Origin of the sequence: Massilia atriviolacea (genome assembly GCF_003953935.1) — a bacterium.
Lineage (GTDB): Bacteria > Pseudomonadota > Gammaproteobacteria > Burkholderiales > Burkholderiaceae_D > Telluria_A > Telluria_A atriviolacea.
This window is the reverse complement of sequence record NZ_RXLQ01000009.1, coordinates 117,994-135,865: the sequence shown is the minus strand read 5'-3', so window position 1 is coordinate 135,865 and position 17,872 is coordinate 117,994. Positions and strand designations below refer to the sequence as shown.

Here is a 17,872-nt window from a genome sequence, read left to right as displayed (position 1 = left end):
GGCGCGCTTATTTTCTGCGCTTGCAGATCACCTGCAGGGCGCCATCCGCCACGCTGTCGGGCACGATGTCTTCGGGGGCGAATTTTTCGTACTTGAAGCTTTGCGAGACCGGCCCCTTGCCCATCGCTTCGGCGTAGTACACCTGGCTGAGCAAGGTGGTGGTGCGCTCCGCGCACGAATACAGGTGCAGCGCCTTCATCGACAGATAAGGCGTGCCTTCCGGCGTGGCCTGCTCCTTGGCGTACGACACCAGCGACCACACCTTGTAGCTCTTGTCGCTGCGGATGATGCTGCTCCTGTCGATGTACGACTGGCTGCCCGCGCTAGAGCCGACCGGCACCTTGACCCACTGCGCCGCCTGCGCGAGCAGGGGAAGCATCAGGCAGGCGAGCAGCAGCGGTTTCATGGCGCGATGGTCTTTTTGGCGGCCTGCTTGGCCTTGATGTCGGCCGTGGCCTTGTCGATCGCGGCCAGGCGCTGGGCAGTGGCCGGGTGGTTGGCGACGTAGCCGTTCAACACCGTGGCCGGATAGGTCGCGGCCAGGCGCTTCCAGAACGCCGGGGCGCCATCGATGCCGACGCCGGCGCGCGCCAGCAGGTACATGCCCAGGTGGTCGGCGGCGGCGTCGAGTTCCGCCGGCATGGCCTTGATGCCGCCGCTGCCGATCAGCATCGAGGTATCGGGCCGCACGTTGGTCAGGTTGTCGATGATGCTGCCGATGGTGCCGACATTGCGCTGCGAGGTGGCGTGGCCCAGGATGTTGTGCGCCATGCCCTTGGCCAGCAGGTAGGCGACTTCCTCGTCGCTTTTCGCAAATTGCAGCATGCCGCGCGTGACCATCACGCGCTGGCCGTCGGCGTAGGAATTGATGTTGTCGGCGTTTCCGAGTTCGATCACGAAACCGCAGGCGCGCGTGACCGGCACGGTCAGGTCGCGGGTCTTGTCGTCGCGCTCGATCTGCAGCGCCAGGCTGGCCTGCTTGGCGACCAAGGGGCCGAACACGGCGCCGACGGTGCTCGAGGCGTTGGGACCGACCGGCAGCGCCTTGCCGCCGGCGGACACCAGGTTGTCGCCGCGCCGCAGGCCGGCGCGCGCCGCGCCGCTGCCGGCAAGTACGCCGGTCACCTGCAGGCGCTCGCCCATCTCGAAGGCGATCTGCGCCGCTTCGTTGTACTCGCCCGGATACCAGTAGCGGTTGCGCGCGGTGAAGCCGAGCAGGTTGCGCGTGGACGACTTGCACAGGTCCGCGTTGTTGATCAGGAGCGGGGCGGCGATGCGGTACAGGCGTTCCTGCATGGCGGCCATCCTGGTCAGCGCGTCGGCGGCGGCGGCCAGGCGCGGGGTGACCACGCGCGGCGGCGGCTCGGCCGGTTGCTGCGGCTGGGGAACCGCGGGAGTGGCATCAGGGGCTGGCCCGGTCGTCTCGCAAGCCGACAGCATGAGTGCCAGGCAGATTACCGGCGTAGCCGGAAGCAGACCAGTGAAACGGGCCATAGACATCTCCAATTAGTGTTTGCCGGTGCTGCCGAAACCGCCCGCACCGCGTTCGCTCGTGTCGAAATCGTCGACGATATTGAATCCGACCTGCACCACCGGCACCACGATCAGTTGCGCCAGGCGCTCCATGGGGTTGAGCGTGAAGGCGTTCTGGCCACGGTTCCAGGTCGATACCATCAGTTGTCCCTGATAGTCGGAGTCGATCAAGCCTACCAGATTCCCCAGCACGATGCCGTTCTTGTGGCCCATGCCGCTGCGCGGCAGGATCATGGCGGCGTAGCCAGGGTCGCTCACGTGAATCGCCAGCCCGGTCGGAATCAGCACGGTGGCCCCGGCTTCGATGGTGATCGGCGCGTCGATGCAGGCGCGCAGATCGAGGCCGGCGCTGCCCGGGGTGGCGTAGGCCGGCAGCTGGTCTTTCATGCGCGGGTCGAGGATTTTGACGTCGATGGTTTTCATGATGCGGGTACTTTTTACTTGAGCAGGGAGCGCTGTTCGATGCGCCTTGCGATTTCTGAAACAAGCTGGCGCGCCAGGGTGAGCTTGTCGGCGCGCGGCAGGACGGTGTGGCCATGGTCGTCGAACAGCATGATGCTGTTGTCGTCCTGGCCGAAGGTGTGGTGGCCGATATTGCCGACCAACAGGGGGATGCCTTTTTTCTCGCGCTTGACAGTGCCGTATTCGGCCAAACGTTCCGATTCGGCGGCGAAGCCGACGCAGTACGGCCAGCCCGATACCGAGGTGGTGGCGGCGACCGAGGCGAGGATGTCGGGATTCTGTTCGAATTCCAGGCTGGGCGTGGCGCCGTCGTCCTGTTTTTTCATTTTCTGGGTACTGGCGTTGGCGACGCGCCAGTCGGCCACCGCCGCCACGCTGATGAATACATGCTGGCCGCCGACCGCGTTCATGACGGCCTCGTACATCTGGCGCGCGCTCTGCACGTCGGTGCGGCGCACGCCGTGCGGGGTGGCCAGCGCGGTCGGGCCGGAGATCAGCGTGACCTCGGCGCCGGCTTCGCGCGCGGCGCGGGCAAGCGCGTAGCCCATCTTGCCGGACGACAGATTGGTGATGCCGCGTACCGGATCGATCGCCTCGAAAGTAGGTCCTGCGGTGATCAGCACGCGTTTTCCGGCCAGGACCTTGAACTGGAACGAGGCGATGACTTCGTCGAGCAGTTCGGCCGGCTCCAGCATGCGGCCCAGGCCCGTTTCGCCGCAGGCCTGTTCGCCGGCGGCCGGGCCGAAAATCTGGATGCCGTCGGCGCGCAGCTGGGCGGCGTTGCGGCGGGTGGCGGGGTTTTCCCACATCTCGACGTTCATGGCCGGTGCCACCAGCAGCGGCACGCGCTGCGGGCGCGCCAGGCACAGGGTGGAGAGCAGGTCGTCGCACACGCCGTGCGCCAGCTTGCGCATGAAGTCGGCCGAGCAGGGCGCGATCAGGATCGCGTCGGCCCCGCGCGTGAGGTCGATGTGGGCCATGTTGTTGGCCACGCGCGGATCCCACTGGTCGGTGTGGACCGGATGGCCGGACAAGGCCTGCATGGTCACGGCGGTGATGAAGTGGGTGGCGGCGTCGGTCATGACCACCTGCACCGAGGCGCCCTGTTTGACCAGCGCGCGGCACAAGTCAGCCGCCTTGTAGCAGGCCACTCCGCCGGACAGGCCGAGGACGATTTTTTTGCCTTGCAGGTCCATCGTCATGCGCCTTCTCCCTATTGCCGGTTGACCCGCCGCAGTTCGTCGAAGACGAACAGCGCGGCGCCGATGCAGATGGCGCTGTCGGCGATGTTAAAGGCCGGGAAGTGGCCCAGGCCGGCGATGTGGAAGTCGAGGAAGTCGACCACGTGGCCGTAGGCCAGGCGGTCGATGGCGTTGCCGATGGCGCCGCCCATGATCAGCGCGAGCGCCCAGCAGAACAGGCGCTGGCCGCCATGGCGCTTCAACATGTACAGGATGAAGCCGACCGCGATGACCGCCACGCCGGTGAAGAAGTAGCGCTGCCACCCCGGCTGGCTGTTGAGGAAGCCGAAGGCGGCGCCCTTGTTATAGGCCAGTACCAGGTTGAAGAAGGTGGTGATCACCTTCTCCTCGCCGAACACGAAGGTCTTCTGGATCGCGATCTTGGTGAGCTGGTCGAGCAGGATCACGATGGTCGCGATGCCCAGCCAGGGCATCATGCCGGAACCGCCTTGCGGGGCGGACGAGAACAGCTGTTTCTTTTTGGTGGCCATGGGTCGGTATCTGGTTTTGGTCTTGTTCTTGTTTATGCGAATTTATGCGAAAGCGCGCTTCTCGCCGCTGCCGAACAGATTGCTGTGGCAGCGGCCGCACAGGCCCGCGTGTTCGGCATGCGTGCCGACGTCGGCGCGATAATGCCAGCAACGCTCGCATTTCGGCGCACCGGAGGCGGCCACCTCGATCGCCTCGGCGGCTTCGTCGGCCACTTCGCCGACCTTGGCCTGCGAGGTGATGAAGACGAATTTGAGGTCGTCGCCCAGGCTCGCCAGCAGGCGGTACTTGGCGCCGCTGGCCTTGATGGTCAGTTCGGCCTGGAGCGAGGAGCCGATGGCGCCCGAGACGCGCAATTCTTCGAGCTGCTTGGTGACGTCGGTGCGTACCGCGCGCAAGGCGGTGTACTTGTCGAGCAGGGCGGCGCCGTCGGCGACTTCCGGCAGGGTCCAGAAGGTCTGCGTGAAGATGGTTTCGTCGCTGGCGGCAAAGGCCTCGGCGTCGGCAAACACGGCCCACGCTTCCTCGGCGGTGAAGCTGAGCATCGGCGCCATCACGCGCAGCAGGCTTTGCGTGATGTGCCACAGCGCGGTCTGGGCCGAGCGGCGCGCCGGCGAATCGACGGCGGACGTGTACAGGCGGTCCTTGAGGATGTCCAGGTAAAAGCCGCCCAGGTCTTCCGAGCAGTAGTTCTGCAGCTTGGAGACGACCGGATGGAATTCGTAGCGCTCGTAGTGGCTGGCGATGTCGTTCTGCAGCGCGCCCATGGCGGCAATCGCATAGCGGTCGATTTCCAGCAGCTCGGCGGTCGGCAGCGCGTCCCTGGCGTGGTTGAAGTCGGAGGTGTTCGCCAGCAGGAAGCGCAGGGTGTTGCGGATGCGGCGGTACGATTCGGTCACGCGCTTGAGGATCTCTTCGGAGATCGACAGCTCGCCCGTGTAGTCGGTCGAGGCGACCCACAGGCGCAGGATGTCGGCGCCCAGGGTGTCGGAGATTTTTTGCGGCGCCATCGTGTTGCCGAGCGACTTGGACATCTTCTTGCCCTCGGCGTCGACCGTGAAGCCGTGCGTGAGCAGGGCCTTGTACGGCGGGCAGCCGTTGAGCATCGAGGACGTCAGCAGCGAGGAATGGAACCAGCCGCGGTGCTGGTCCGAGCCTTCCAGGTACAGGTCGGCCGGGAAGTGCGACTGGGCCGCGTGCGAGCCGCGCAGCACGGTCTGGTGGGTGCAGCCGGAATCGAACCAGACGTCCAGCGTATCCTTGTTCTTGACGTACATGCCGGCGTCCTCGCCGAGCAGGTCCTTCGGCTCGATATCGAGCCAGGCGTCGATGCCGCGCTCTTCGAACAGCTTGGCGATCTGCTCCAGCAGTTCGGGCGTGCGCGGGTGCAGCTGGCCGGTTTCCTTATGCAGGAAGAAGGCCATCGGCACGCCCCACTGGCGCTGGCGCGACAGGGTCCAGTCGGGACGGTTCTCGATCATGCCGTGCAGGCGCGCCTGGCCCCAGTCGGGGAAGAAGCGCGTTTCGGTGATGCCCTTGAGGGCAGTCTCGCGCAGGGTCGGGCCGCCGTCTTTCGGCGTGATGTCCATGCCGGCGAACCATTGCGAGGTGGCGCGGTAGACGATCGGGGTCTTGTGGCGCCAGCAGTGCATGTAGCTGTGGTCGAACATCTTCACTTCGAACAGGGCGCCGGCGGCGGTCAGCGCCGCGCAGATCGGCTTCGACGCTTCCCAGATGGTCATGCCGCCGAACAGCGGCAGGGTCGAGGCGAAGCGCCCGTCGCCCATCACCGGGGTCAGGATCTCGTCGTCCTTCATGCCGTGCGCCTTGCACGAGATGAAGTCGTCCAGGCCGTAGGCTGGGGCCGAGTGCACCACGCCGGTACCGCTTTCGGTGGTGACGTAATCGGCCATGTAGACCGGCGAGTAACGGTCGAAAAAGGCGTCGGACGCATGCAGCGGATGCTTGAAGGCGATGCCGTCGAAGGCCGCGCCGAGGCAGGTGGCAATCACCTTGCCTTCGAGCTTGTAGCGCGCCAGGCAGGACTCGGCCAGGTCGGCGGCCAGGATCAGCAGCAGCGGCTTGCCGTCGCGGGTGGTCTCGACCAGCGCGTAGGTCACTTCCGGATTGACGTTCAGGGCCTGGTTGGACGGGATGGTCCACGGCGTGGTGGTCCAGATGACGATGAAGCCATCGCCCGCCGGCAGCGCGGGCAGGCCGAAGGCGGCGGCCAGCTTGTCGTGCTGGGTGAAGGCGAAGCCGACGTCGATGGCCGGGTCGCGCTTGTCCTGGTATTCGACTTCCGCTTCGGCCAGGGCCGAGCCGCAGTCGAAGCACCAGTTCACCGGTTTCAGGCCGCGGTACACATAGCCCTTGTCGAGCAGGGTCCCGAGCGAGCGCAGTTCGTCGGCCTCGTTACGGAAGGCCATGGTCAGGTACGGGTTGTCCCATTCGCCGAGCACGCCCAGGCGGATGAAGCCGGCGCGCTGGCGGTCGACCTGTTCGAGCGCGTAGGCGCGGGCTTTGGTCAGGACCTCGGCGGTCGGCAGGTTTTTGCCGTGCAGTTTTTCGATCTGGATTTCGATCGGCATGCCATGGCAGTCCCAGCCCGGCACATAAGGCGCGTCGAATCCGGCGATGCCGCGCGATTTGACGACCATGTCTTTCAGGATCTTGTTGACGGCGTGGCCGAGGTGGATGTCGCCGTTGGCGTACGGCGGGCCGTCGTGCAGCACGAACATCGGACGGCCCTTGGCCGCCTTGCGTACGCGCTCGTAGATTTTCTTGTCCTGCCATTGCTTGACCCAGCCCGGTTCGCGCTTGGCCAGGTCGCCGCGCATCGGGAACGGGGTGTCGGTCATGTTGACCGGGTATTTGCTGACCGGCTTGCCGTCTTTCTTCGCTTCGTTTTTGGCGCCCCTGGGGGCTTGCGGGTTTTGCTGGTGCTGCTCTGGTTTGCTGGTTTGGCTATTGTCGGACATATTTTTCTTCAAGGAGGTGTATCTGGGTGTCGTGGATGCTGACGCGCTGCGGTGCTCGGGCAAGCGGCGTCAAATTCGGTCGGTGGCAGTGAGGGCGGCGGCGCGCCGCGCGAACCAGGCGCGCGCCTGCTCGCTGTCGCGCGCGATGGCGGCGGTCAGGGTGGCCAGGTCGGTGTATTTTTCTTCGTCGCGGATCTTTTCGAGGAATTCGACGCGCACCATCTGGCCGTAGCAGGACTGGGCGAAGTCGAAGACGTGCACCTCCAGCAGCACGCGGCCGCTGTCGTCGACGGTCGGACGCACGCCCAGGCTGGCCACGGCGGGCAGCGGCTCCGGCCCCAGGCCATGCACCTGGACGATGAAAATCCCGGACAGGGCGGGGCGGTGCGCCACGCGCAGGTTGAGCGTGGGGAAGCCGAGCGTGCGCCCCAGCTTCGCGCCGTGGATCACGTGGCCCGACATGGCGTAGGGGTGGCCGAGCAGCTGGCCGGCCTGGCCGAAGTCGCCGGCGGCCAGCGCGCTGCGCACGGCCGACGAGGAGATGCGCTGGGCGCCGTGCATCACGGTGGGCAGCGTCTCGACATGGAAGCCGTGGCGCTTGCCGGCTTCGGCCAGCATGGCGACATTGCCGGCGCGCCGGGCGCCGTAGCAGAAGTCGTCGCCCACCATCAGCCACTTGACGTGCAGGCCCTCGACCAGCACGCGCTCGACGAAATCCTGGGGCGAGATGGCGGCGAAGTGTTCGTTGAAGTGTTCGACGATGACGCGGTCGATGCCGGCGTTGGAGAGCGACTGCAGCTTGTCGCGCAGGTTGGCGATGCGGTTCGGAGCCCTGGACAGGTCGCCGGCGCGGCGCGCGAAAAATTCGCGCGGATGCGGCTCGAACGTCATCACCGCCGCTTCCAGTCCCAGCTCGGAGGCGGCGGAGCACACGCGCGCCAGCAATGCCTGGTGACCGCGATGGACACCGTCAAAGTTACCGATCGTGAGCGCGCAGGGCGCGCGCGCCCTGTCGTTGGGAAGTCCGCGAAAAACCTTCATAGGGTGCTCTTGGGATGACTGTGCATGAATAATCGAAATAGCGATTATACGTTCAAAGCTAAAAAGCGCTGCCTGCAAGATGCAGACAGCGCTTTTCGGGAGACTACAGGGATGCGGTGACGATCAAGCCATTGGATGGTTGATGGCCATGATCCAGTAGCGCGCCAGTTCGGCCGTGCCGTCCTTGCCGCCGACCGATTTCAGGGTCGTGATGGCTTTGGCTTTCTGGCCGGCCGCGGCGTAGGCCTGGCCCAGGCGCAGCTTGGCGTCGTCGGGACGCTTCAGGCTACCGGCGGCGATGGCTTTTTCCATCATCGCCAGGCCTTTTTCGGCCTGGCCGGCTTGCACCATGGCGTAGCCCAGGCTCACCAGGCCGTCGTTATCGGCGGCTTTTTGCAGCGCAGCTTCGCTGGCGGCCAGGTTCTTGTTGAAGTCGGCCAGGGTCTTGTCGGCCAGGTCTTTCAGGCGCTGGTGGCGCGGCGCATCGGCGCCCACACCCAGGATGCCTGCCTTGTAGCCCTTGTCGACGATCTTGACCGCTTCGGCGGCGGCGCCGTCGCGCAGGACCAGCTGGGCCAGTTCCATGTACTCGCTCGGCTTTTTCAGCAGGTTGTTGGCCAGTTGCAGGCGCGAAACGTCGACGCGCAGGCGGTCGGCGAAGCCTGGCTTGCTGACGATGCGGTTGAGCAGGTCGGCCCAGTAGCTGGCCTTCGGATAATGGGCTGCCAGTTTTTCGATGGTGTTGACATAGCCGGCCTTGTCGCCGCTCTTGTTCTGCAGGTTGGCCATCATCTGCAATGGCTCTTCCGGTGGCGTGCGGCCCGATTTGTCGTAGGAGCGCAGGTCCGCTTCGAGCAGGCGGGTGGCTTCGGCGGTGTTACCCATCGCCATGTAATTCTGGATCAGGTAGGCGCGCAGCTTCGGATCGTCGCGCTCTTTCAGCGATTTCTGGATGGCGGCATTGGCCTTGCCGAATTCCTTGGCGCGCATGTAAATGCCGATCAAGCCTTCGGAAAAGTTGGCGCGTTCGCTGGCGGACAGTTTGCCCGAGTCGATCAGTTTTTCGAAGGAGCGGGCGGCGGTATCGTAGTCGCCGGCGGTCGAGGCGGCGGCGGCGCGCACGCGTTCGATCAGGTATTGCTCGTTGGCGGTCGGGTTTTTACCGTCGAGTTTGCGCAGTTCGTTCAGCGCTTCCTTCGCGCGTCCGGCTTGCATCATTTTCTGGGCAGCCTGCAAAGGACCACCAATTTCCGCGCGCACGGCTTCTGCTGCGTAGGCAGTGGACAATCCGACGACGGGCGTTGCTGCGGTAAAGCCAAGAGCGGCCATGGCGAGGCCGAGATGTGCGAGACGAGACTTGATCATTGGGACTCTTTCAATCAAAAGCGAAACGGCAGGATTACCCTGCCGTATCGTCAATTAGCAATAGCGCTTATTGGAACTGTTCGTTACCAACCATACCAATTTTTTTCACATTGAGGCGCTGCGCAGTTGCCATCACACCAGCAACATACTTGTACTCAACCAGCTTGTTGGGGCGCAGATGCACTTCCGGCTGGTCGGCCATGGCCGCCACGGAATTCATTTTCGCTTCCAGGCTGGCGCGGTCTGGAACAACCACGTTGTCCCACAAGATCGTGCCGTCGAAGTCGACGTCGATCGTGATCACGACAGGCGGCGTCGGCGGCGTTTCCGTTTTACCGACAGGCATGTTCAGATTGACTGCATGGTTTTGTTTCGGAATCGTGATGATCAACATGATAATCAAGACCAACATTACGTCGATCAAGGGGGTCATGTTCATTTCCATCATTGGTTCCGGATCCGCGCCTGCGGCGGGAGAACCGACACTCATACTCATGATGTTTCCTTTTCTAATGTTGGAACCCGTAAGGCGCGCAACCGTCTTGCCCGTTGCGCGCCCTACTCAGGAGGGCTTAACGGCCGCCAGTTTTATCTGGTGGTTCCGTAATGAAGCCGACCTTCTGAATCCCAGCACGCTGTGCCGTGAACATCACCTTGCCGATGAACTCGTAACGCGTCTGTTGATCGCCGCGAACGTGGACTTCAGGCTGCGGCATCTTCACGGCTTCCTTCTTCAGGAACTCGAACAGCTCGGTCGTATCGTTCAGACGGGTCTGGTTCCAGTACATGTCGCCTTCTTTATTGACGACGATGTTCACCGTGGTTGGCTTAGGTTTCAATGCCTGGTTGGTTTCCGAAGGTAAGGCGATCTTTTGCAGCTTCAGAACCACCGGGCTCGTAATCAAGAAGATAATCAGCAGAACCAACATGATGTCGACAAGCGGCGTCGTGTTGATCTCTGACATGACTGCATCTTCTTCTCCGCTATCGGAGCCGACGCTCATGGACATGGTGAATTATCCGATCTTTTTAGCGCCGGCAGCACGGCCAGCTTCGCTGGTCGACATCGCACCCGAAATCAGGACCGAGTGAACGTCGGCGCTGAACGAACGGACATCTTCCATGGCCGACTTGTTACGGCGAACCAGCCAGTTGTAACCCAGAACCGCAGGAACTGCGACGAACAGACCGAAGGCGGTCATGATCAGCGCTTCACCCACTGGACCTGCAACCTTGTCGATCGATGCGTTACCCGACATGCCGATGGCGGTCAGTGCATTGTAAATACCCCACACGGTACCGAACAGACCGATAAACGGTGCGGTCGAACCAACGGTTGCCAGGAACGACAGGCCGTCTTGCAGACGCGATTGCACTTTGTCGACAGCGCGCTGGATCGACATCGTCACCCAGGTCGACAGGTCGATCTGCTCGAGCAGGGCGCCATCGTGGTGATTGGTTGCCTTGGTGCCGGTTTCAGCGATGAAGCGGAATGGGCTGCCTTCTTTCAGGGTAGCCGAACCAGCTGCGATCGACGATGCTTTCCAGAACTTGGCCTGGGCTTCTTTCGATTGCTTGAAGATCTTGGCCTGGTCGATCAGCTTGGTGATCAGGATGTACCACGAACCCATGGACATCAGCGACAGGATGATCAGCGTGCCTTTGGAAACGAAGTCGCCTTCGGCCCACAGAGCTTCGATACCGTACGGGTTGTGCACCGCTTCTTTTTCTTCCTTGACCGGAGCTGCTGGAGCTTCAGCTGCCGGCGCTGCTGGAGCAGCCGCTTCCGGTGCTGGTGCCGCAGCTGGAGCCGCTGCATCTGCTGCAGGTGCCGCCGCTGGAGCAGGAGCGTCAGCGAAAGCTGGTGCGGAGACCAGCGCCGAAGCTGCCGTAACCGAGAACAGGACAGCCGCCAGTGCAGCGGACAAACGGGTATTCTTAAACATGCTTCCTCCAAATTTATAAAATAATCAGTTCGCTGAACATAATGACAACGAAAATCACAGTAGTGAGACTAAACTGCCGCCTCGGTTGTTAATCCAGCGTCCAGACGTATTGCATTTGCATCCATGCTTGTTCCGGCTTGCCATCGACCATGGTTGGCTTGAACTTGCACTTGCCGATGCCTTCTTTCGCTGCCTTGTCCAGGGCGCTGAAGCCGCTCGACTTGACAATTTTCGAATCGGCGACGCGACCGTCGGTACCGATCAGGAAAGAGAGGGTAACCGTGCCGGTTTCTTCGTTACGCAAGGAAGCTTTTGGGAACTCCGGTTTTGCGCAAGTGTTGAAGTCGGCGACCGCTGGAATGCGGACTGGATTCGGGTTGGCCGGCGCCGGTGGTGCTGGCGGCGCTGGTGGCGCTGGACGCGGCAGTTCCGTCGTGGCCGGCTTGACATTGGTCGCCGTGGCGATCGTGTTCTGCACCGGTGGCGGCTGCTGTACGTTGACTTCGACCGGCGGAATGAACGGAGGCGGAGGCGCCTTCATTTCAGGCGGCGGCGGCGGTGGCGGAACATCCGGCGGAGGAGGCGGTTTGACCTCTTCGACAATCTTGGTTTCCACTGCTTCAGCCATTTTCGTGACCATGCGGGTACCCAGACCGCTTACGATCCCCCAAGCCACCAATGCGTGAATAGCAATTACGACCGCAATGCCAGTGAAATTCTTCCCGGGGTTCTTATCATGCGAAAAATTCATGCCTGCTTTCTCCAATACCAACTCTTTTTGTTGCTACTAAACCCACAAAACACGACAAGACCTTGAGCCGCATCCGGGACGTCGGCGAATTATACCTACGAATTCTTTTTTTACCATACATTTTTACGGCTCCAAAACGGTTCGATTCGGAGCGTGAAAACGATTGTCAAAGGCCTCGCTAGAGCCCTGACCTGCATCTTCTGGTGAAAAAAGCAATACTAAAGCGCTACTTATTTGAAGGGCATGCAAAAGCGTACAAAATGCAGCAAACAATCGATTTAGCCCGTTGTTTCTTACACCTTACTGACACTGTCGCCAAATAATGTTCTATCGCCTTGTGGCGATTATGCTAACTATATCGAGTTTCGGTCAGGGAAGGCGTACGGTTGAAAGCCACGCTTGCGCATCCGGGAACGTGCTGCCGAAAGGCTGGCTGCGCAGCGCCGAAACAGGCTGTCATCGCGGGGATGGCGGGCCAGTCGGGCGCGCCAAGCTATGCGCCTGGCTAATGACTGTCATCACGACAGCAATATAGCATATTGATGCGCGTGTACCAGTCTTTTTTGCGCGGACATGGACGATTCTGTTGCGCTCATCTGGTAGGGCCGGGTGGAGGGCCCGGCAGCCGGACTTCCACCGGCTGGCGATCGGCGCGCTTCAGTTGCGGTTGCGCTTCTCGCGCTTGCATTCGAGGCTGCTGAGGATGTTTCCGGAAGGATCGACGGTGTCCAGGTGCACATCGAAGCCCCACAGGCGCGCCACGTGCTTGAGCACTTCCTGGGCGTGCTGGTTGAGCGGACGGCGCTGGAACTGGGTGTGGCGCAAGGTCAATGCCCGGTCGTCGCGCGTGTTCACCTGCCAGACCTGGATGTTCGGTTCGCGGTTGCCCAGGTTGTACTGCTCGGCCAGCTGCTGGCGCACGTAGCGGTAGCCGCGTTCGTCGTGGATGGCCGAGATGGTCAGCTTCTCGTTCTTGTCGTCGTCGAGCACGGCGAAGAAGTGAAAGTCGCGGATCAGTTTCGGAGAGAGGTATTGGGCAATGAAACTTTCGTCTTTGAAATTTCGCATCGCAAAGTCGAGCGCCACGCGCCAGTCGGTGCCGGCAATCGCCGGAAACCAGTCGCGGTCTTCCGGGGTCGGGTCTTCGCAGATGCGGCGGATATCGCTCATCATGGCGAAGCCCAGCGCATACGGATTGATGCCGCTGTAGTACTGGCTGGTGGCGGGCGGCTGGTAGACGACGTTGGTATGGCTTTGCAGGAACTCCATCATGAAGCCGTCGCCGACGATGCCCTCCTTATATAGTTCCTGCAAAATCGTGTAGTGCCAGAAGGTGGCCCAGCCCTCGTTCATCACCTGGGTCTGGCGCTGCGGATAAAAGTACTGGGAAATCTTGCGCGTGATGCGGACCATTTCGCGCTGCCATGGTTCGAGCAGGGGCGCGTATTTTTCTATGAAGTACAGCAAGTTCTCTTCGGGCTCGGGCGGAAAGCGCGGGATCGCCACGTCGGCCGCCTCCTCGTCGCGCCGGGGCACCGTGCGCCACAGGGCGTTGACCTGCGATTGGGCGTATTCCTCGCGTTCTTTCTGGCGTGCATTTTCTTGCGCCAGGGATAGCTTGGCCGGACGCTTGTAGCGGTCCACACCGTAGTTTTGCAGGGCATGGCAGGAATCGAGCAGCAGCTCGACCGCGTCGATGCCATAGCGCTGCTCGCACTCGGCAATATAGTTCTTCGCGAACACCATGTAGTCGACGATGGCGTCGGCATCGGTCCAGGTGCGGAACAGGTAGTTGCCTTTGAAAAATGAGTTGTGCCCATAAGCAGCATGCGCGATCACCAGCGCCTGCATGGTCAGGCTGTTTTCTTCCATCAGGTAGGCGATGCAGGGATTCGAGTTGATGACGATCTCGTACGCCAGGCCCATCTGACCGCGCTTGTAGCTTTTTTCGGTGGACAGGAAATGTTTGCCGAAGGACCAGTGGTTATACGAGACCGGCATGCCGACCGAGGTGTAGGCATCCATCATTTGCTCGGCGGTGATGATTTCGAGCTGGTTGGGGTAGGTGTCGAGGCCGAATTTTTTGGCGACACGACGGATTTCCTCGTGCGCGTGCTCGATCAGGTCGAACGTCCATTCGGACTGCTCGGGCAGGGCGCGCGGGTGTTTCGGGTCTCTTGGCATGGCTGTCTCTCCTGGTGCCGACGAGCTGGCTATTTCACTTGCTTCTTGAACAGTTCACGGAAGACCGGATAGATGTCGGCCGGCGTGACAATCTTTTGCATCGCAAAGTTCGGATGGTGGTCCGACACTTCGGCGTACTGCTCCCACAGGTTCTGCGGCGGGCCGTCGGTGATTTCCACATAGGTGTAGTACTGGACCGCCGGCATGATGGTATCGATCAGGAGCTGCTTGCACAGCACCGAGTCGTTGTCCCAGTTGTCGCCGTCCGAGGCCTGGGCGACGTAGCTGTTCCACTCGCCGCTGCCGTAGCGCTCGCCGATGATCTTGGTCAGCAGGTGCAGCGCCGAGGACACCACGGTCCCGCCCGACTCGCGCGAATGGAAGAATTCTTCCTCGTCCACCTCGGAGGCGGCCGTGTGGTGGCGGATGAAGACCACCTCGATCTTGTCGTAGGCGCGCTTGAGGAACAGGTACAGCAGGATGAAGAAACGCTTGGCGGTATCCTTGCGGCTCTCGTCCATCGAGCCCGACACGTCCATGATGCAGAACATCACGGCCTGGGTCATGGGCTTGGGCACCTTGATGCGGTTGCTGTAGCGCAAGTCGAACGGATCGATGAAGGGGATCGCCAGCAGCTTGGTGTGCAGGTGGTGGATCAGGCGCTTGAGCTCGACCACGCGCGGGTCGTCCAGCGGCGCCCCGTCCTCGAGCAGCGCGACCAGTTCGCTCTCGGCTTCCAGCACCGCCTTGCGCGAGCTGCCGCCGACCGCGATGCGCCGTCCGAGCGCCCCGCGCAGCGAGCGCAGCACGTGGATGTTGGACGGCGTGCCCGACATATTGTAGCCGGCGCGCTGGTTCTTGAATTCGGTGGTGGCGGTCAGCTGGGTCTTGACCATGTTCGGCAATTCCAGGTCTTCGAAGAAGTAATTCATGAATTCTTCGCGCGAGAGCTCGAAGATGAAATCGTCTTCCGATTGCTGGTCGCTGTTGCCCGCCTTGCCGCGTCCCGCTCCGCCGCCGCCCTTGGGCCGGTTGAACTGGTCGCCTTTTTGATATTCCTTGTTGCCGGGGTTGACGGTTTCCCACACGCCGCCGTGGGCATGGCCGAAATTCGGCTCGTTCACATCCTTGACGGGAATCGATACCTTCTCGCCATTCTCGATATCGGTGATCGAGCGGCCCTTGATGGCCCGCCCGACAGCGTCCTTGATCTGGCTTTTATATCGCCGGAGAAAGCGCTCTCGGTTGATCGCAGACTTGTTCTTGCCTTGCAAGCGTCGGTCGATGAGGTAAGTCAAAACGGGCCTCCTGCTTCAAATCCTGTTTGCGCCTGGGCGGGCGCCGTGGCGCGCCTTGGGCAGCGCCAAGGCGCCCGGGCGGACCGGCACGGTCCGCCAGCGGGCCGCCTTACGACGACTTGCGCACGCGCAGATACCATTCGCACAGCAGGCGCACCTGCTTGGCGGTGTAGCCTTTTTCCACCATGCGCGCCACGAAGTCGGCGTGCTTGTTCGCATCCTCGGCACTGGCCTTGGCATTGAACGAAATAACCGGTAAAAGTTCCTCGGTATTCGAGAACATCTTTTTCTCGATCACGGTGCGGAACTTTTCATAGCTGGTCCAGGCCGGATTCTTGCCGCCGTTGGTGGCGCGGGCGCGCAAGCCGAAGTTGACGATCTCGTTGCGGAAATCCTTGGGATTGCTGATCCCGGCCGGCTTTTCGATTTTCTCCAGCTCGTTGTTGAGCGCATCGCGGTCGAAACTCTCGCCGGTGTCGGGATCGCGGAATTCCTGGTCCTGGATCCAGAAGTCGGCAAACGTCACATAGCGGTCGAAGATGTTCTGGCCGTATTCGGAATAGCTTTCCAGGTAGGCGGTCTGGATTTCCTTGCCGATGAATTCGACATAGCGCTGCGCCAGGTGTTCCTTGATATACGAGAAGTAGCGCTGTTCGGTCTCGGGCGGGAACTGCTCGCGTTCGATCTGCTGTTCCAGTACATACAGGAGGTGCACCGGATTGGCCGCCACCTCCGTATTGTCGAAGTTGAACACCTTCGACAGGATCTTGAAGGCGAAGCGGGTCGACAGCCCGTTCATGCCCTCGTCCACCCCGGCATAGTCGACATACTCGTGCATCGACTTGGCCTTGGGGTCGGTGTCTTTCAGGTTCTCGCCGTCGTAGACCAGCATCTTGGAGAAGATGCTCGAATTTTCCGGGTCCTTCAGGCGCGACAGGATCGCGAACTGCGCCATCATCTTCATGGTGCCGGGCGCGCACGGGGCCAGCTCCAGCGAGGAATTGCGGATCAACTTGTCGTAAATCTTGATCTCGTCCGACACGCGCAGGCAGTACGGCACCTTGACGATGTAGATCCGGTCGAGGAAGGCTTCGTTATTGCGGTTGTTGCGGAAGGTCTTCCATTCCGACTCGTTGGAGTGGGCCAGGATGATGCCGTCGAAGGGAATCGCGCCGAAGCCCTCGGTCCCCTTGTAATTGCCTTCCTGGGTGGCTGTCAGCAGCGGATGGAGCACCTTGATCGGCGCCTTGAACATCTCGACGAATTCCATCAGCCCCTGGTTGGCCAGGCACAGGCCGCCCGAATAGCTGTAGGCGTCCGGATCGTCCTGGGCGTAATCTTCGAGCTTGCGGATATCGACCTTGCCGACCAGCGAAGAAATATCCTGGTTGTTCTCGTCGCCCGGTTCGGTCTTGGAAATGGCGATCTGCTTGAGCACCGAGGGATAGCGCTTGACCACGCGGAACTGGTTGATGTCGCCATTGAATTCGTGCAGGCGCTTGACCGCCCACGGACTGGGAATGGTGCGCAGGTAGCGCCGCGGAATGCCGTAATCCTCTTCCAGGATCACGCCGTCTTCTTCTTCGTTGAACAGGCCGAGCGGCGATTCGTTCACCGGCGAGCCTTTCAGGGCATAGAAGGGCACCTGTTCCATCAGCACCTTGAGTTTTTCGGCGATCGACGACTTGCCGCCGCCGACCGGGCCGAGCAGATACAGGATCTGCTTGCGTTCTTCCAGCCCCTGGGCGGCATGGCGGAAGTAGGACACCACCTGTTCGATGACTTCCTCGGTGCCGTAGAAATCGCGGAAAGCCGGATAAATCTTGATGACCTTGTTGGCAAAGATGCGCGACAGGCGCGTGTCGTTGCGCGTGTCCACCAGGGTCGGCTCGCCGATCGCGGCCAGCATGCGTTCGGGCGCGCTGGCATACGTGAGCTTGTCCTTCTTGCACAGTGCCAGATACTCAGAGAGGGAATATTCCTCTTCGCGGGTACGCTCGTAGCGAGCTGCGTAGTTGTCAAAAATGGTCATTTGAATGTCCTTTAATGTGCTGTCACTACTTCACTGTCACTGGCAGTCTTACCGTCGGCGTGCTGTCCAGCCCTGATCGTTGGCGTACTCCTGTTGAACCGCCGCCGGCATTCCTGTTCCAGCATGTCTGAAACAAAAAACAGATAACGGTATTATTATTTTTTACCGGTGTGGCCCGGTGATTTTGCGCGTGTCGACAAGCTCTTCTTACGCCTATGAAATTTATTATGTGCCTAATGGTTGCGGAAGTCAAAGTAATGTAGAGTAAGCTGATGTAACCGTCTTAACTGCTTGATTTAAAAAGAAAAAGCGCTGTGTTTACTTGCCTTTTTGCTGTCTCATTTTTGACTTGGATGTTCGTTATGCATGTCGTCTTGATCAAGCTTTCCTGCACTAACGAAAGAACGCCATCACGACCATCAAGTGTGATTGGATAGTGCACGAACTCTGCGACCGATGGCGCACGAAAATCGCCGCGCGTGTCACACATTTTCCGCCCCGAACTTTGCGCGGAGCGCGCTTGCGCTACACTGCTGCCTGAGGACACAC

Annotated in this window: 15 protein-coding genes; all 15 read right to left on the bottom strand. The window is 61.3% G+C overall.

Annotated elements, in window-relative coordinates:
* Positions 1–7: 7 nt before the first annotated feature.
* A complete protein-coding gene (locus tag EJB06_RS18050) occupies positions 8–406 on the bottom strand; it encodes a surface-adhesin E family protein (protein ID WP_126075408.1) in 399 nt (132 codons plus the stop codon).
* Positions 403–1,494 carry a M48 family metallopeptidase gene (locus EJB06_RS18045; RefSeq protein ID WP_126075407.1) on the bottom strand — a complete coding sequence of 364 codons (1,092 nt, stop codon included), beginning with the start codon at positions 1,492–1,494 and terminating at the stop codon, positions 403–405. Before EJB06_RS18045 ends, EJB06_RS18050 begins: the two co-directional genes overlap by 4 nt.
* 12 nt (positions 1,495–1,506) lie before the next feature.
* Positions 1,507–1,956, bottom strand: a complete 450-nt coding sequence (dut, locus tag EJB06_RS18040) for a dUTP diphosphatase (RefSeq protein ID WP_126075406.1) — start codon at positions 1,954–1,956, stop codon at positions 1,507–1,509.
* Positions 1,957–1,970: 14 nt separating this feature from the next.
* A complete protein-coding gene (coaBC, locus tag EJB06_RS18035; RefSeq protein WP_126075582.1) occupies positions 1,971–3,191 on the bottom strand; it encodes a bifunctional phosphopantothenoylcysteine decarboxylase/phosphopantothenate--cysteine ligase CoaBC in 1,221 nt (406 codons plus the stop codon).
* A 17-nt stretch (positions 3,192–3,208) separates the two neighbouring features.
* On the bottom strand, positions 3,209–3,727 hold the full coding sequence (gene lspA, locus EJB06_RS18030; protein ID WP_126075405.1) for a signal peptidase II: 519 nt from the start codon (positions 3,725–3,727) through the stop codon (positions 3,209–3,211).
* A gap of 42 nt (positions 3,728–3,769) precedes the next feature.
* Positions 3,770–6,706, bottom strand: a complete 2,937-nt coding sequence (gene ileS, locus EJB06_RS18025; protein WP_126075404.1) for an isoleucine--tRNA ligase — start codon at positions 6,704–6,706, stop codon at positions 3,770–3,772.
* A 69-nt stretch (positions 6,707–6,775) separates the two neighbouring features.
* Complete coding sequence (locus EJB06_RS18020) at positions 6,776–7,747, bottom strand: bifunctional riboflavin kinase/FAD synthetase (protein WP_126075403.1); 972 nt, start codon at positions 7,745–7,747, stop codon at positions 6,776–6,778.
* 123 nt (positions 7,748–7,870) lie between these two features.
* Complete coding sequence (locus EJB06_RS18015; RefSeq protein WP_307720456.1) at positions 7,871–9,007, bottom strand: tetratricopeptide repeat protein; 1,137 nt, start codon at positions 9,005–9,007, stop codon at positions 7,871–7,873.
* Between the two features lie 172 nt (positions 9,008–9,179).
* Entirely contained in the window at positions 9,180–9,608 is a 429-nt protein-coding gene (locus EJB06_RS18010; protein WP_198420855.1) for an ExbD/TolR family protein, read from the bottom strand.
* 76 nt (positions 9,609–9,684) lie between these two features.
* Positions 9,685–10,122 carry an ExbD/TolR family protein gene (locus tag EJB06_RS18005; RefSeq protein WP_126075401.1) on the bottom strand — a complete coding sequence of 146 codons (438 nt, stop codon included), beginning with the start codon at positions 10,120–10,122 and terminating at the stop codon, positions 9,685–9,687.
* A 6-nt stretch (positions 10,123–10,128) separates the two neighbouring features.
* On the bottom strand, positions 10,129–11,058 hold the full coding sequence (locus tag EJB06_RS18000; protein WP_198420854.1) for a MotA/TolQ/ExbB proton channel family protein: 930 nt from the start codon (positions 11,056–11,058) through the stop codon (positions 10,129–10,131).
* 88 nt (positions 11,059–11,146) lie between these two features.
* Positions 11,147–11,809 (bottom strand): energy transducer TonB, encoded by a 663-nt coding sequence (locus EJB06_RS17990; RefSeq protein ID WP_126075400.1) that lies wholly within the window; start codon positions 11,807–11,809, stop codon positions 11,147–11,149.
* Between the two features lie 657 nt (positions 11,810–12,466).
* Complete coding sequence (locus EJB06_RS17985) at positions 12,467–13,993, bottom strand: SpoVR family protein (protein WP_126075399.1); 1,527 nt, start codon at positions 13,991–13,993, stop codon at positions 12,467–12,469.
* 29 nt (positions 13,994–14,022) lie between these two features.
* Positions 14,023–15,291, bottom strand: coding sequence for a YeaH/YhbH family protein (locus EJB06_RS17980; RefSeq protein ID WP_126075398.1), 1,269 nt, complete (start codon positions 15,289–15,291; stop codon positions 14,023–14,025).
* A gap of 109 nt (positions 15,292–15,400) precedes the next feature.
* Positions 15,401–17,323: a PrkA family serine protein kinase gene (locus tag EJB06_RS17975; protein ID WP_126075397.1), complete on the bottom strand. Its 1,923-nt coding sequence runs from the start codon at positions 17,321–17,323 to the stop codon at positions 15,401–15,403.
* Between the last annotated feature and the right edge of the window lie 549 nt (positions 17,324–17,872).